Origin of the sequence: Chelativorans alearensis (genome assembly GCF_010993735.1) — a bacterium.
GTDB classification, from domain to species: Bacteria; Pseudomonadota; Alphaproteobacteria; order Rhizobiales; family Rhizobiaceae; genus Chelativorans; species Chelativorans alearense.
In genome coordinates, this window is record NZ_WQNI01000005.1 from 393,261 (window position 1) to 407,903 (window position 14,643).

14 protein-coding genes are annotated in these 14,643 nt (G+C 61.3%); 2 read left to right on the plus strand and 12 right to left on the minus strand.

Annotation, left to right across the window (positions count from 1 at the left end; all coding sequences use genetic code 11):
- Positions 1 to 88 precede the first annotated feature (88 nt).
- Positions 89 to 1,006 carry a polysaccharide pyruvyl transferase family protein gene (locus GPJ75_RS10190; RefSeq protein ID WP_163267664.1) on the minus strand — a complete coding sequence of 306 codons (918 nt, stop codon included), beginning with the start codon at positions 1,004 to 1,006 and terminating at the stop codon, positions 89 to 91.
- Between the two features lie 268 nt (positions 1,007 to 1,274).
- Here GPJ75_RS10190 and GPJ75_RS10195 point away from each other — a divergent pair, with 268 nt between their 5' ends.
- On the plus strand, positions 1,275 to 2,093 hold the full coding sequence (locus tag GPJ75_RS10195; RefSeq protein WP_163267666.1) for a metallophosphoesterase: 819 nt from the start codon (positions 1,275 to 1,277) through the stop codon (positions 2,091 to 2,093).
- On the opposite strand, the gene GPJ75_RS10200 is transcribed toward GPJ75_RS10195, so the two are convergent.
- From GPJ75_RS10200 to GPJ75_RS10250, 11 genes are all read right to left on the minus strand, one after another.
- The gene (locus tag GPJ75_RS10200) at positions 2,072 to 4,372 is read right to left on the minus strand and encodes a Wzz/FepE/Etk N-terminal domain-containing protein (RefSeq protein ID WP_163267668.1); all 2,301 of its coding nucleotides are present in this window, start codon (positions 4,370 to 4,372) and stop codon (positions 2,072 to 2,074) included. The genes GPJ75_RS10195 and GPJ75_RS10200 overlap by 22 nt on opposite strands.
- 49 nt (positions 4,373 to 4,421) lie before the next feature.
- On the minus strand, positions 4,422 to 5,318 hold the full coding sequence (locus GPJ75_RS10205; RefSeq protein WP_163267670.1) for a UTP--glucose-1-phosphate uridylyltransferase: 897 nt from the start codon (positions 5,316 to 5,318) through the stop codon (positions 4,422 to 4,424).
- Positions 5,319 to 5,334: 16 nt separating this feature from the next.
- Positions 5,335 to 6,306, minus strand: a complete 972-nt coding sequence (locus GPJ75_RS10210) for a glycosyltransferase family 2 protein (protein WP_163267672.1) — start codon at positions 6,304 to 6,306, stop codon at positions 5,335 to 5,337.
- On the minus strand, positions 6,296 to 7,258 hold the full coding sequence (locus GPJ75_RS10215; protein ID WP_163267674.1) for a glycosyltransferase family 2 protein: 963 nt from the start codon (positions 7,256 to 7,258) through the stop codon (positions 6,296 to 6,298). The genes GPJ75_RS10210 and GPJ75_RS10215 overlap by 11 nt, the downstream gene beginning before the upstream one ends.
- Positions 7,255 to 8,283 carry a glycosyltransferase family 2 protein gene (locus GPJ75_RS10220; RefSeq protein ID WP_163267676.1) on the minus strand — a complete coding sequence of 343 codons (1,029 nt, stop codon included), beginning with the start codon at positions 8,281 to 8,283 and terminating at the stop codon, positions 7,255 to 7,257. The genes GPJ75_RS10215 and GPJ75_RS10220 overlap by 4 nt, the downstream gene beginning before the upstream one ends.
- On the minus strand, positions 8,280 to 9,449 hold the full coding sequence (locus GPJ75_RS10225; protein ID WP_163267678.1) for a glycosyltransferase: 1,170 nt from the start codon (positions 9,447 to 9,449) through the stop codon (positions 8,280 to 8,282). Before GPJ75_RS10225 ends, GPJ75_RS10220 begins: the two co-directional genes overlap by 4 nt.
- Before the next feature lie 124 nt (positions 9,450 to 9,573).
- Positions 9,574 to 10,359 (minus strand): endo-1,3-1,4-beta-glycanase ExoK, encoded by a 786-nt coding sequence (gene exoK / locus GPJ75_RS10230; protein WP_163267680.1) that lies wholly within the window; start codon positions 10,357 to 10,359, stop codon positions 9,574 to 9,576.
- A 129-nt stretch (positions 10,360 to 10,488) separates the two neighbouring features.
- Positions 10,489 to 10,902: a hypothetical protein gene (locus tag GPJ75_RS10235; protein ID WP_163267682.1), complete on the minus strand. Its 414-nt coding sequence runs from the start codon at positions 10,900 to 10,902 to the stop codon at positions 10,489 to 10,491.
- 31 nt (positions 10,903 to 10,933) lie between these two features.
- On the minus strand, positions 10,934 to 11,764 hold the full coding sequence (locus GPJ75_RS10240) for a sulfotransferase family protein (protein WP_163267684.1): 831 nt from the start codon (positions 11,762 to 11,764) through the stop codon (positions 10,934 to 10,936).
- A 76-nt stretch (positions 11,765 to 11,840) separates the two neighbouring features.
- Positions 11,841 to 12,839 (minus strand): glycosyltransferase family 2 protein, encoded by a 999-nt coding sequence (locus GPJ75_RS10245; protein ID WP_163267805.1) that lies wholly within the window; start codon positions 12,837 to 12,839, stop codon positions 11,841 to 11,843.
- A 211-nt stretch (positions 12,840 to 13,050) separates the two neighbouring features.
- A complete protein-coding gene (locus GPJ75_RS10250) occupies positions 13,051 to 13,347 on the minus strand; it encodes an exopolysaccharide production repressor protein (RefSeq protein ID WP_163267686.1) in 297 nt (98 codons plus the stop codon).
- Positions 13,348 to 13,959: 612 nt separating this feature from the next.
- Here GPJ75_RS10250 and GPJ75_RS10255 point away from each other — a divergent pair.
- Positions 13,960 to 14,640: a sugar transferase gene (locus GPJ75_RS10255; RefSeq protein WP_163267688.1), complete on the plus strand. Its 681-nt coding sequence runs from the start codon at positions 13,960 to 13,962 to the stop codon at positions 14,638 to 14,640.
- Positions 14,641 to 14,643 lie beyond the last annotated feature (3 nt).

Here is a 14,643-nt window from a genome sequence, read left to right on the forward strand (position 1 = left end):
CCACGCTGGGGCCGCCGTCCGGTTGCGAGACGATGCGCAGCTCGTGCGGCGGCGGAATGACGATCGTGACCTTGATAGGGATCAACCTTCATCGTGACATCGTCTGTGCAGCTTTTCGCACTTTGAGATGCCGTAGCCTGATCGCTTCCACAGCGGCGACCGCGCGTTCGGTGGCGCGTGCGATGGTCGTATCGGCGCTCAATTGCGGTTCCTGTTCCGCAAGCCGCTGGAGACCGCGAGCGGCGGCTTGCTTCAGCGCCAGATTGAAGGGGCGCGCCACTGGTGAGCGGTCTAAGCTGCGGCTCCTATGGCCGGTTCCCTGGCCACCCGAGAGTGCCGACCAGGCCTCGCGCATCGTGGAGGGAAAGAGCTTGTGCGCCCTGAGCGGGACGTCCAGTGACTCGGCCCAGTCGGTCCACTTGAAGCGATGCACCTTCGCGATGGGTGTGACGGCCACCCACGGAGTTCGCAGGGCGTCAGCCACAATTGCGCCATGCATGGATTCGGTGATCACCAGACGCGCGCCCTGTATCTCGCTGAGCACAGTCTCCACATCGCTCGAAGGATCGACGAAGCGGATTCCGGCTAGCGCACATGTCTCCTTCCAATTGCCCCGGTCGAGACTCTGGAAATGCGGAATGAAAATAACAGACGTTTCCGGCGCCGGCGGCGGAAGCTCTACCGCCCGCAAAAGCACGGCGCCATCGGTGATGACCCGATCGCGCGGTATCTTCAGGATATCCGCCGAGCGCGGTCCGCGCACAAAGACGAACTCCCAAAAGCCGTCATGCACGTCGGGCGGGTCGGTATAGCCGCCGTAGCCGGAGCCGGCGACGATCTTGTAAGCCTCTCGCGGATAGCTGTCGTAGATGATCGAACCAATGCCGACGAAAAGCTCGCGCTCGTCGTCATCGAAGAACCCCTCCTCCAGGAGCCGTGGCCAGATATAAGCGTTGAGATCGTCGCCGAAATTGGGAATCTTGCATTGGAAGTAGGTGAGCTTCATCCACGTCTCCTGTGAAATGCCGCGCCCGACAGCACGCGCCTGGGCGTTCTCGGCGCCGTCGTCACACCCATGAGGAGACCCCGGAAGGCGACGACAAGGCGCCCACCTTGTGCGGGCAGCGCGGAATTTCGCCTTTTCCGTTCGATGCAGCGTCACTCAGGCGCAGATGCATGAAGCCTCCGACAGTCGCCCATCCAGCGCGCTTGGGATAAGAAGAAACCGGGTTCCGCGAAAAGGCGTATGCCACAACAGGCCCATGAGGATGCCGATGGATAAACTTACCGGCCTTTTGAAGCTGAGCAGCCGTACGGCGCCGAAGCGGCGTCCGAGGCTGCGGCTGAACGAGCCGGATACCGCGATTTATGCCGTCGGCGACGTGCACGGCTGCCTGGAGCAGCTTTTGGATCTGGAGCAAAAGATCGCCATGGACGCGCAAACGCTGCCGGGCAAAAAGCTGATCGTCATGCTGGGCGACTATGTCGACCGGGGTCCCGCCTCCTCGCAAGTACTCGACCATCTGGAAGGGCGACCGCCGGCCGGATTCGAGCGCATCTGTCTTACGGGCAACCATGAACTGCTCATGCTCGCCTACCTCGAAGGGCGCTGCGCGCTTTCGCAGTGGTTGGAACTCGGAGCCGGGACCACGCTCCTGTCTTACGGCATCGATCATGACCGTCTGTCGCACGTCTACCGCCAGCCAAGCGAGATCGATACGGTCATCCGCAAGGCAATACCGCGCTCGCATATCGCCTTCCTCCGGTCCCTGCCGGTATTGGTCGAGACGCCGAGGCTTGTTTTCGTGCATGCAGGCTTTCGTCCCGATGTTCCGCTCGACCGTCAATCGGATGACCAACTTGTCTCCATTCGCTCGCCTTTCTACGAACGCGCGCATCTGCTCGAGCGAATTGTGGTGCATGGGCACACCCCGGTCTCGGAGCCACGCCTCGAAGGCAAGCGGTGCAATATCGATACCGGCGCCTGTCTCGGAGGGCCGCTTACGGCCTTGCGCATCTGGCGGGGCAAGGGACGCTTCCTGCAAAGCCGCGCATCCAGGATGCGACCTCCTCATTCAAAACGGTCCCCGTAGTAGGCGCCGTAGCGGCCCATGTAGCCTTCCGCCCCGCCCGGCGCGGCATAGCGTGAGAGTTTCTTCATATCGGCCTTGTTGAGGATGACGCCGATCGTCTTCGAAGCGATCCGGCGATCCGACTGGAGCGTGGAGCGCAGCAGGGCACGCGGCGTGGCACCCCATTCGGCCACGACGATGAAGCCGTCGGCCATCGGCTCGAATGCCTTGGCGTCAATCACCGGCCCCAGCGGCGGCAGGTCGATCACTATGTAGGTGAACATGCGACGCGCCTCCTCGATGAGCCGCTGCATGCTGGGGCCCGAAAGCAACTCGCTGGTATGCGCGAAGTGCTTGCCGTTGGCGGGTAGGATGGCGAGGTGCATGCTGCGGTCTATACGTACGTAGCTTGGCCAGTGCTTTTCGCCCATCACGGCTTCGGCAAGCCCCCCGCCGGGTGTACCCGAAAGGCTTCGGCTGAGGCCCCGGTGGCGCAGGTCTCCATCGATCAGCAATGTCTTCGCCCCGCTGGCGGCCGCGAGGCAGGCGAAATTCGCCGCGGCCGTCGTCTTGCCCTCGTCGGGAAGAACCGAAACAAAGCCGATCACCTTACTGCTTGTGCCCTGCAACACAAGATCGGCGGAAAGCCGCGCGTTGCGCATGGTTTCGGCGAAGGATGACCCTGGTGCGTCCTTGGTGACACGCAGAATGGCCGGCGAAATCGTGATCGCCTTCTCGCCCTCCGGCTTGCTCCCGGAGTTTTTTCCTCTCCGTGCCGCCCCTTGGAGAAGCGGCAGATATCCAAGGAACTTGAGGCCCAGCGCGTCCTTGACGTCTTCGCCGGTACGGAAGAAGCGCTCCCGAAACTCCTGCAGCACCGCCACGCCGCCGCCGGCGAAAAGTCCCAGGACGAGCGACAGAGCGAGTACCATAGTCTTGCTGGGGCTCGAAGGCCCAACCGGGTTTTCGGCTTCCGAGATCACCCGCGCCTTGGCGATCGGCAGCGAACGCTGCTGCGAGGCTTCCTCGTAGCGCGCCAGGTAGGTCTGATAGAGATTGGAGAGGGTGGTCGATCTCTGCTCGAGTTCACGCAACCTGACCATAGCCCTGCCCGTCTGCGAGCTTTCATCGGCCATGGTTCCGACATTGCCGCCTAACGATTCCTCGCGGGCAAGAGCCACGTTATATTCGTTGCGATAGGACTCGGTGAGCTGTTGGAGTTCGCTGAATATCTGCCGCTCGAGCTCGGCTTGTTCGCGGTGCAGGTTGATGAGCTGCGGATGCTCCTCGCCGAAGCGAGCTTCGATGTCCGCCGCGCGGCTGCTAATTGTCAGATAGCGGGATTTCAACTCGTTGATGAGGGTGCTGTTGGGCTGGTCCGGGGGGATGGTGGCATTGCGCACGGCATTTTCGGGCCCGCTTTCGATGATGGACTTGTATTGCTCGTAGCGTGCGCGCGCATTTGCCGTCTCGGCCCGCGCCAGGATCAGTTGGTTGTTCAGGTCCGACAGTTGCTGTTCGGAGAGCAGTTCGCCGCTGGCTGCCGTCAGCCCGTTTTCGGCCCGGAACGTCTCGACTTCAAGCGCGGCGGCCTGCGAGCTTTGCTGCAATTCATCGAGCCGGCTCTGCAGCCACACCATGGCACGCTGAGTGGCATCGAAATTGGCTTCGAGCTGATCGGAAAGATAGGCGTTGGCATACGCACGCGCGATCGATCCGGCCAGTTTCGGGTCGTAGGCGGTTAAAGACACTTCGAGAGCGAAACTGCGCCCGACCCGCTCGGCCGACATATATCGCTGAAGGAGGGCAGTTGCCTTGCCGATGGCCGCCTCCTCTGCCGACGCCCCGGTCTGTGCGGGCTTTGACGGCGTAAATACTCTCAACGCCGCCTTGACGCTGGACTTCAGCCACGCCACGGGAGCCTGTGGCGGATTGAGGAACACCTCATTCTCATGCAGGCCCTCGGCGAGGACGACGGTGCGGGCGAGCCGTGCGGACCTGAGAATTTCCACTTCACTCAGGATCATGGAATCGGTCCGCATGCTGTTGGCTACGGGCGGTTCCTCTTGCGTGAATTTCGCCAGTTCCTCATCGATCAGGATGCGGGTGACCGCGGTATAGACGGGCGGCGTAACGAGCAGATAAGCAACTCCGAGCGCCAGGCCCAGCGCGGTGATGAGCGCGATCAGCCAGGCGCGCCGCCGCAGGGCGGCAAACAGCATCTCCAGATCGATGAAATTCTCTTTCTGCTCATCGTGCTGGAAGAGACTGCTGTTCAGTTGCTGATTTCTTTGATGCATCAATCACCCGCACTACTTCGGCAATTCGCCGCCCGTCAGTTCGCGATGTTCACGCCGCGTCGCTGCGGAGTTCCTGCGCCGACACCATTTCCATGATCGGCTCGAGCACGAGATCGCGAATGTCCGAGCGGGCGAATGCGAAAGCCACATTCGCTTGAATGAAGCCATCCTTCGATCCGCAATCGAACATCCGGCCCTTGAACGGTGCTGCATAGAATTTCTGCGCCTCCATCAGGCGATGCATCGCATCCGTCAGCTGGATTTCGTTGCCCGCACCCCGCTGCTGGTTGCCCAGGAGCGAGAAGATGTCCGGCTGAAGAATGTAACGACCGTTGATGTAGCTGTTCGAAGGCGCCACCGACGGGTCCGGCTTTTCCACCATTTCGGTGACCTCGAATCCTGTTCCGACGGGCTTTCCCTTGCCGACGATGCCGTATTTGTGGGTCAGGGCAGGATCGCACTCCTCGACGGAGATCACATTGCCGCCGGTCTCGGCGTAGAGCTCCATCGCACCGGCAAGGCATCCCCGCACGCCATAGGAGACCATGTCGGGTAAAAGGATGGCGAAGGGCTCCTCACCGATCAGGTCGCGTGCACACCAGATGGCGTGCCCCAATCCATCCGGCGACTGCTGCCGCGTGAAGCTTACCGCGCCGGCGGGAAGCTGCAGCTTATCCAGTTCGGCAAGTTGCTTCGATTTGCCGGCCCTTTTCAGCGTCTCGCTGAGTTCGGGCTGGACGTCGAAATAGTCTTCGATCGCGGTCTTGTTGCGTCCGGTCACGAAGACAATGTGCTCGATGCCGGCCTCCAGTGCCTCATCGACCGCATATTGCACGACGGGCCGGTCGACGACCGTGAGCATCTCCTTTGGTACGGATTTGGTCGCCGGCAGGAACCTCGTGCCAAGTCCCGCCACGGGGATCACTGCTTTCCTTACCTTCCGCATTGGCCTTTTTCTCCGTTCAAGATTGGACTTCCCCGTGCCCTTGCGAATTTCCCCAGCTCAGTTGCGCTGCCATGCGGCGCAGCCTGACGCCGATGGGCATGTGCAAATAGCGCAGCGCCGCGGGATCGCGAACCGCGATCCGGGCCGCCTTCAGCAGCGCCTTTTCCTTCAGGCAATGAACGACTGACAGAAAGGACGCCGCCTGACGAAGGCTCCGACTGCGTTCACGCAGCGCCTGCCGTGCTGCCGAATCCAGATCGTACGCCTGCTCGAAGCCGGCATCGGCGGCCAGCATCGCCTCCACATGCCGCATTTCGAGAACGCGGGAGATCGATCCACCGCGCACGTTATAGACGTAGCCGGCCTGCGGCTCGACCGCGCAGCGCGCACCCTTGGCAAGGGCCGCTGCCAGGAAGAGATAATCTTCACCGATGCGCAGGTTCTCGTCATAGCGAAGACCGTGCGCTTCAAGGAATGCGCGCTGGAAGACCGGTTTCATGTAGCCGAAATTGTACTTCGCTTGGAAAATGCGGTTCGAGCGGATGAAGTCGACGAGTGTGAGTTGCCCGAGCTTCGCGAGATCCGGCGGGGAAAACATCATCTCGTGTCGCGCTTGGTCCCGCTCCGCTACGAAAAGATTGTCGACAGCCACTTGCGCGCCGTCCCGCTTTGCCCGCTCGACCATACGGACAAGCCTGTCCGGCTGCATTGTGTCATCGGAGTCCAGCACCGCAATCCAACGCCCCTGCGCCCGCTCCAGGCCGACATTGCGCGCGCCGCCCGGGCCGCGATTCTTGGCAAGGTCGATAAGCTTTACCGATGCGTCGGAAAACGCACGGGCGACTTCCGCCGTCCGGTCATCGGAGGCATCGTTGACAACGAGGATCTCGACGGCAATCTCGCGCTGACCCAGCGCGCTGCGGATAGCACCGGCAAGCGTCGCCTCGGCATTGAAGGCGGCGATGATGATGCTGACGTCAGGCTGCATTGCCATGCTCCGCTGTCGGAGAAACGCTGCCATATTGGCGAATCTCGCGCAGGCCGAGCAGGCCGGCCACTACCCCGACATGCATGGTGCCGCGCAGGATGGATGGGTTCCGCCGAGCCGCGATCGGGCAAAGGACGGAAGCGATAGCGAAACAATATCCGGCCTTCAGGCTCGCAAGCCCGACATGAGCGAGCCGCTGCCCTACCGCCGATCTGCCGGCCAGAAGCCGCCCGTGCGTTTGGCCCGTACGAAAGCGGCGCCTGGCCAACCATGAAAAGCGCGCACGGCTTTCCGGCACGATCTCCTCCACCCAGGCCTCGGGCGCATAGGCGATCTTGCCGCCAGCCTCGTGAAGCCGCGTGAAGAAATCGGTATCCTCACCGCCCGAGCGCCCGAACGCCAGGACGAAGCGCCGCCCTTCCACGAACGGCGAAGCAGCCTTCAAGAGGACGTTGCATGTGTAGCCCGTACGGATTTCCCCCCTTACCCAGACGGGAAATGTCGAATGGCTATCCGCCCGCCGCATCCATCCCGGCGCGCCGGGACCGTAGACCGCCCTGACCGGGCCGAGCACCGCGTCGGCGCCGGTCGCCAGAGCCCTATCCAGAAGATGTCTCAGCCAGGGACGCGTGGCGGTTTCATCGTCATCGATGAAAGCCAGGAAATTCCCCCCGCCCGCATCGAGGCAGGCATTGCGGGCGATAGAGATGTTCCGGGCGGGCGCATGGATATAGAGCAGTTCGTGCGGAAAACCTTCGGCCATGGCATCGATGCGGTCCCGCGCGCTCGGCGTCACGTCATTGTCCGCCACGATCACCCGCAACCTGGCGCCATCCGGCACGTCGAGCCTCGCGACGGAGGCCAGCGTGTCGGCGAGCGCACGCCTGCGGAACGTGCAGATGCAGATGTCTATCAGCAGCGGCGACGGCGCCTTGGCGGATGCGGTGCTCATGTCGTCCGCTTTCCTCGCTTGCGGGAATTGAGCATCTGCAGCCAGAAGCCGACAGACCATGCGAAATGCATGATCATCACGGCGATGCTGGCAAGCAGCGCGCGAGGATCGCGCTGTCCGATGCCCAGCGCCACGCCGTATGCGAGACAGATGATAACCCATAGCGAGAGCGGCACGGCCGCCCACCAGCGAAACAGGGCGAGTAATGCGCCAGCGGCAAGCGGCAGGACCATCGCCGGCAGGAGCTGCCGCAGCTTCGGCATTGCGCTGTGCTTGAGGATGTTGAGGGCGCGGCCCTGCCCATAATTCAGATATTGGCGGAAAAGGCCGGCAACCGTGTCGCGCGGATAGTAGGTCATCCTGGTCTTGTCGGTCAGCCAGATCCGGTACCCGGACGCGCGCAGACGGTGATCCAACTCCGCGTCCTCGTTATAGCCGAAAGTCTCGTCATAGCCGCCCACGGCGCGAAAGGGTTCGATACGCATGAGAGCGTGGTGGCCATGGTCCACCCACTGCCCCTTCGCGCCCTGGCGGTGTTTCGATCCACCATTTCCGAGCCTGGAGTTCTGCGCGATGGCCGCCGCCCGCTGGAACAGGCTGCGCCCCTCGGTAAGCATCGCGACCACGACAGAATCCGCGCCCGTCGTCTCGGCCTCGGCGACCAGGCGGTCACAGAAATCGTCCGGGTAGTCCGCATGGGCATCGATGCGGATCAGGCAATCGACGTCGTCGCCGAGCTGCTGAACGGCAAGATTGATCGCCGCACCCTGCCGCTTCCGTTCGTTATGAAGAACAATGACGCGTGGATTTGCCTCGGCGATGCGGGCAAGGATTTCGAGGGTGCCGTCAGTGCTGCCGCCATCGGCGACGACGATCCGCATTCCCTGCCGGGCCGCCGCTGCCTCCAGCCCCTGAAGCAGGCGCTCGATATGCGCTGCCTCGTTGAGACACGGTATCACCACCATGGCACGCAGCCGCGTAACGGGCTCGGCTTTGCTTGCAATTACGGGTGCTTCACAATTCATGCTGCCGCCTCCAATAATGCATCCGCGGCCCCCGCCCGCTTAAGTCCCTCAAGCCGCGCTACCAGAGCACGGCAATCCTCAAGGCCGCAGACCCAGGTTTCACTAGGTTTTGCCGTTACGCGCGCGCAATGTTCGGCGAAGGACGTAGCGTCCATCGAGCCAAGCAAGGCCGCGAGCGCATCGGCGGAAGGTTCTGAAAGCAAGAGGCCAACTCCGTGTCGTTTAAGAAACCGGCCGGTTTCCGTGCCCTCTATGGCGATCGGCACCGCGCCATGGCGGCACCCCTCATAGAGCCGGTTCGGCAACAACCATTTCGAGTTCAGCCCGTCCTCGAAGAAATCGATGGCCCAGGCGAAGTGCACAGCACCGTAGATCGCAGCGAGATCGTCCGGGTTGCGGTACGGCCCTTCGAAACGCAGATACGGCTCGGCGGCGACCGTCGCTTCGAAGTCGTCGAACTCCGAATAGGCTGGGCGGCCGCGCAAGACGACCTCGAACCGCCCCTGCATGCACCGCGTGAAGGCTGACAGAAGTTCGAGAGAGCGCCGGCATCGCAGCGCGCCGAACCAGCCGATCTTCCACGGCTTGCCCGGCGGCGCATTCGATACCGAAGAAAGCCGTGCGTCGCTGAGCTCCAGAACCTTGTTTTCGAGCAGGAGAACCGGAGCATCGACCTGCCCGTACGGCCCGAAATACTCGCGCAAAAAGGCCGGCGAACTGGTGATGAGGAGCGCGGCGGCACGACCGAGCCGGCGCTCGGCCATGCGCATGGCACGGCCGGCCGCATCCTGCCTGAGCAGCAGCCGGTGAATGTCGAGACACTCATAGACGATCGGGATGTCGCCGCCGAATTGCGCACACAGCCGTCTGGCGAGAACCAGCATCTCCAGATTGCGTGCGACAATCACATCGGGCTTGCGGGTGTGCTTGAACTTGGTGCCGAGCGCCAGATTTGCGCGGGCAATCGCGGCCAGCCGTTGGGCGAACCTGCCGTCATGCGTCATACCGAGATCGATCGGCCTACCGCCTCCGACTTCGGCGACGGGCTCGCGGCTGCGACGGAAGCCGGCGGGCACCACATCGGCACCACCCGCCTGCAACATGGCCACACGCCGCGCGGTCGCAGGGTCCGACAAGTCGTGCACGAGATAAAGGACGTGCAACATGGGCAAAATCACCGCGATCCGCCCCCCGCTCAATTGTTATCGAAGATAATAGTGCAGCGCAACATCGTATATCGCACTGCAGCAAACCGTCCCGCCATTGCGATGGCGGCACCCGCCCGAGACATCAATCCAGCGCACATGCGACCGACTCCGGGAACTGACAGTCATCGCCCACTGCCGTGAAGGCGACACGCTCGACATATGCAGACAACGTACCTTCCGGCGGCTCGAACGTACCCAGCCAGGACGCCATATTGTCGCTGGCCCAAAGGCTCAGATAGATCTTGGACGCGTGGGTGGGGACGAGGGCGGGATCGCTCACATCGTGCACGAGTTCACCGTTGATGAACCAGCGGATGCGGCCCTCCTCCCAGACGAATGCGTAATCGTTGAAACCCTCGTTTGCGCCGCCAGGAACGGGCACGAGCTTCTCATTTCCGCCCTTGCCCGAAATGTATTGGTTGAGCTGCACCTTCGAGGGATCCTTGCCCAAGAACTCGAAGTCGATCTCATCCCACGGTTGCTCGTGGGCCGGGCCGATATAGGTGAAGAAGGCGGTGTTCGTGCCAGAGCCGGCCGCCGCCTTGATACGGGCTTCATAGGTGCCGTAGCCGAAGCGCTTTTTGGTCTGTATCTCGCCGCAGGCGTAGGCTCGGTCGTCGGTCTCGTGCTTGGTAAAGTCGAGCCTCAGCGCGCCGTCGGAGACCCTGACCTGGTCCTTCGACCAAGTGCAGTTCTGGTGTTCACCGTTGGCCCAGCCGTCCGACACATACCAGCGGGTGCGATCCATGCCGTCGAAATCCTCGACGAAAGAGGCCCCACCTTCCTGCGCCTGCAATGGTCCGACGATCCCGAAAGCGCAGAGAAACGCAAGCGGCAGGCGAGCTTGGTGAATAGGTGACTTGTTCATTCTTTCACATTCTCCCGTCGATGCAGCGCACGCGCTCAATTGCGGTGCGCTTGTCTTCGGTCCGGCCGCAGGGTGGCTGATATTTCGATCACAATGAGGCGAGAACTCCCCTATGAGGCCACGTGCCGATCAATCATGTGCAGGCTGAGCAACATTTCCTGATGAGGTGAAACCAGTGCCTCCCTGTCGTTTTTCCGGATCGGCGCCCGCAAGCGCATCATGAAATGCCTTCGCGTCCATCTCGGCGCTTTCCATGAATGCAATCTGCTTTTCGAGCGCAGCAACACGCGCGTGGTAGCGCTGCATCACCACCGCCAGATCGTCAGCTTTCGAAGAGAGCTCCTCGCCGCCGCCGTTCTCGAAAGCTTCGAGCGCGAAGGCGGCCGAGGTTTGCGCCTTTTCGTAGCGGGCCTCGAGCCCGCTGCGCTCGGCATCGATTTCCGTACGCAACTGGCGAAGGAATTGAACCAACCTGTCCATACGGCCAAGGTCGGTGTCGCGGTCGCGCTGCGGATTTCGGGTCCGGAAGCTGAGTAACGCCATGGAGTTTCCTTCAAGGTGGGGCAGTGGGCCGTCAGCTTCTGTCAGCATCTTCCCCGACTACGGCGCGGATCTCGGCAATCTGCTCCTCGGAGAGATCCTTCTTCCAGCGGTCGAGCGATTCGGACTTGACCTCGGGCTGCGGGATCGGCTCGTCCAGCTTGAGAAACTCCTGCAGCCGCACGAGTTCCCGCGTCGTTTCGGTCTGGAGTTCGTGGTAGCGCATCCGGATCATCCGATCGCCAAGCACGCCCTCCAACTCATCGAGCCGGTGCAGGTGTGCACGCCATCTCACGGCGCAACGGCCGGCAAGCGACATCCGCGCATAGTCCTCGCGATTTTCCTCAGTGACGCCGAGAAAGCGGTTCGGCACCGGATATGCGTCCCACTTTTCCGCCCAGTAGCGGACGCCCTCGTGACGCAGGCTGCTTGCCACCGTTCCGAACACGTCGCGCAGTACACCGATGAAGAGGCCGGCAGGAAAGGCTTCGGCCAGCTTCTCGGCCAGCCAGATGTTCGGATGACTTTTGTCGAGCAGCCGCTTCGGCCTCGCACTCGCCGCTTCGAGCCTATAACGCCGCAGCAGGGAAGGCAGAAGCCTGTCCTCCGCTGTCGGGTCGATGGCCATTTCGGTGACCCACTCGAAGATGGGCGGCTTTTCGATGAGGGTATGCAGTGCAGTATGCGGTTCGAGAATCCAGGCGACCCAGTGAGTGCCCGAACGCCCGGTACCAAGCACGAAGACAGGATCAGGCTGGTAGTCGGCATCGAATGCGAGGCGGGCTCGCTGACCTGCCAGACGAAGGAAATCCGCAACCCGGTCGGGACGACCGCTAGAGATGTTTTGCGGCAATTGAATCGTCATGCGATGTACTCCGTTTCATATTGCCCTCCCACCGCGCAGAACGCCACGCGGCCCCATGGCTCCATGTCGATCTCGCTCAATCCGGCATCGCCAAACGTCCTCGAAGCAGGTAGCGCGGCATGTTGGCCGAAACCGCCGATTGCCGTCGCCGGTCCCCGCGCCGGCGCATAAATGCTTCCGCTTTGTCAGCAAGGATTCCGCTGGCAATTCTCGGAAGAGTCATCGGCTGTGCGCATGCATCCAGCGTCGCGGCGGTCAGCCCCGATGCAGCTTTGACGTCGAGAAACCGCCGCAGCTCGTAACGCGCACGAACGTGATGCGCATGGCGTTTGAAATGCTTGCTCGCTCCCTGCGGCAGGGAACGCGATTGGATAAGCGCCTGGTCTGCCTCCCACAGTCGCTTCAGATCGTCCGTGGAGTGCTGCCCGCTCAGTGAATCCGGCCGGACGACGGCGCCGTAGCCGCAGGCGCGTACGACTTTGTAGCGAGCGCCTCTCACCAGCGCGCGTGCATAGAGGTCGTAATCTTCGCCGAGCCGCAACTGCTCGTTATAGCGCAGCCCATGGCGATCGAGGAAAGCACGGCGCATGACCGGTTTCAGGAAGCCGATCTCGCCACGGCGAACACCGTGCCTGGCAATGTTGCCTTCTATGAAGGCGCGCAAATCGAGGAAGTACGGCTCCGGCGCGAAGTGTGGGACGTCCGGCTCACAGTCATCGGCGTCGATGAACATTACATTGTCCGCGACGAAGTCCCAGTCGTCACCGTCGAGAAGCGCTTCGAAGCGGCCCCTCAGGAAGAAATCATCCGCGTCCAGTATGGCAATCAAAGGCGCCGTGGAGTGGGCTATCGCGTGATTGCGCGCGAAGGCCGGACCCTGGTTCTGAGAAAGCCGCAACACATGCAGGCGGCCGCTTCCGTCATCGGACTGCCACGCCGCCGCGGCGGTGTCGTCGGTCGACGCATCATCGACAACGATCACCTCCCCCACCTTCGTCTCGCGCAACGCTGACGTGATGGCACGGGCAATTGTATTGCTGGCGTTCCTGGCCGCGATGACCACACACACCATCATCTCCGGAGCCGATGAACCCACGTCAACCTCGTATAACGAACGTTGGACAGCGGCTGCGCCGCATAAGGCGCCACCACGACTAATGGATCGGTTCCTCCCAGAAAGTGGAGCTAGGGTGTACGCACAAAAGGGGGATTGCAATACGGCAGAGGTATGCCGCAGCTGCAGAATTGATTGGAGCGATACTAGCCGGGTAAAGGTCTTTGACTATCTATAGTTGCGACGACCTTGTCGCGCCGGAAACCTGATCCGCGCTTCCAGCTGGCTTTCCGCTCTTGATCGAAGCCGCCGTTTTCTCGCCTTCTGGAGCTTTTTCGCCGCTTTCCCCGCCACGAGACGGCCACAAGAGCATTATCAGAATAGTTGCAAAATAGCCGACCTGGATAATCACGGCGCAAGCCAGCGTGGAGACGAACGTCGTCCATGCGGATTGCGTCACGATATATGTCGTGATTGCAAAAGCGGTAAGGGCAATAAGCATGCCACGAAGGAAAAGCGGGAAAGACATGTCTAAGCCCGGCTGAGCCTTGCGCGTTTGTGCCCGAGGCAGATCATCTCGCCTTCCTCCCGCAGCAACGCTCGTGTCTTCTTCCCGCCGCCAACACCGCGATGAGTTCCACATCGTCGACGCAGGCTCGAATACAAAGCGTCCATCACTTTATATATTGAACCAAGAGGCGTGAAGCAATACGAGGCCCCACTTCGCACAGGATTCGTAACCCCTTTTTCAGATGGAGTCCGTGCTGCACCGCGCTCGTCGACGAAGATGGCGCTCCGCTCAATTAAACAACTTGACCTAATCTGAACTACCTGCCGATGGATGGCAGCGAAAATTCGCGCTTCTCTTATTCGCTACAGTAAAATACATTAATTTAATATAACATTAGTGGGTTAATTGAAGGTAATCATTTAAAAAATACATCAAGGACATCAGTATCGGCCCTGACTGTCTAAGAACGCAAGATATGTATCGATGCGTTAGATAATATGATTCCGATTTTATCATCCTGCCAAACTTTCATCGTGTGCTTTACATACACAGCAGGCTATCGTGTTGCATTGCAGCATTCGCCTCGTACTGACCGCCACTAAAACCGACTGCCACTGACTGGGGACGCACATGAAGCATGCGACAGGGTCAGCCGATCTATCCGTTGGAATCCGATACGGCGCCGAAGCAAAGCCCGTTCTGGGAGGCGTATTCAAACGCGGCTTCGACGTCGTCGCCGCCTTGATGGCAATCCTCTTCCTAAGTCCGCTACTCATTATGCTCGCCTTGCTGGTCAAGCTCTCCGATGGCGGGCGCGTGCTCTACGCCCACCCGCGCATCGGCCGGAATGGCAATACCTTCAGATGCATGAAGTTCCGCACGATGGTCGAGAACGGCTCCGAGGTGCTCGCCGCCCATCTGAGCCGGAATCCGGCTGCCCGTGCCGAATGGAATGCGACACGCAAGCTGCAGGACGACCCGCGCATCACCCGTGTTGGTGCAGTGTTGCGCAAATTGAGCCTCGATGAGCTTCCGCAACTGATCAATATCCTGCGCGGCGAGATGAGCTTCGTCGGCCCTCGCCCGGTAGTGCAGGACGAGCTCGACATGTACGGTCCTGCAGCAGTCTACTATCTGCAGGCCCGCCCCGGGCTGACGGGGCTCTGGCAGGTCAGCGGGCGCAACGACGTCTCTTATGGCCAGCGTGTGGATTTCGACCAGTACTATGTTGAAAACTGGTCGTTCGCCTTCGATCTGGTGATTATCATAAAGACACTGCCTGCGGTTATTTCCTCACGCGGGAGTTATTGACGC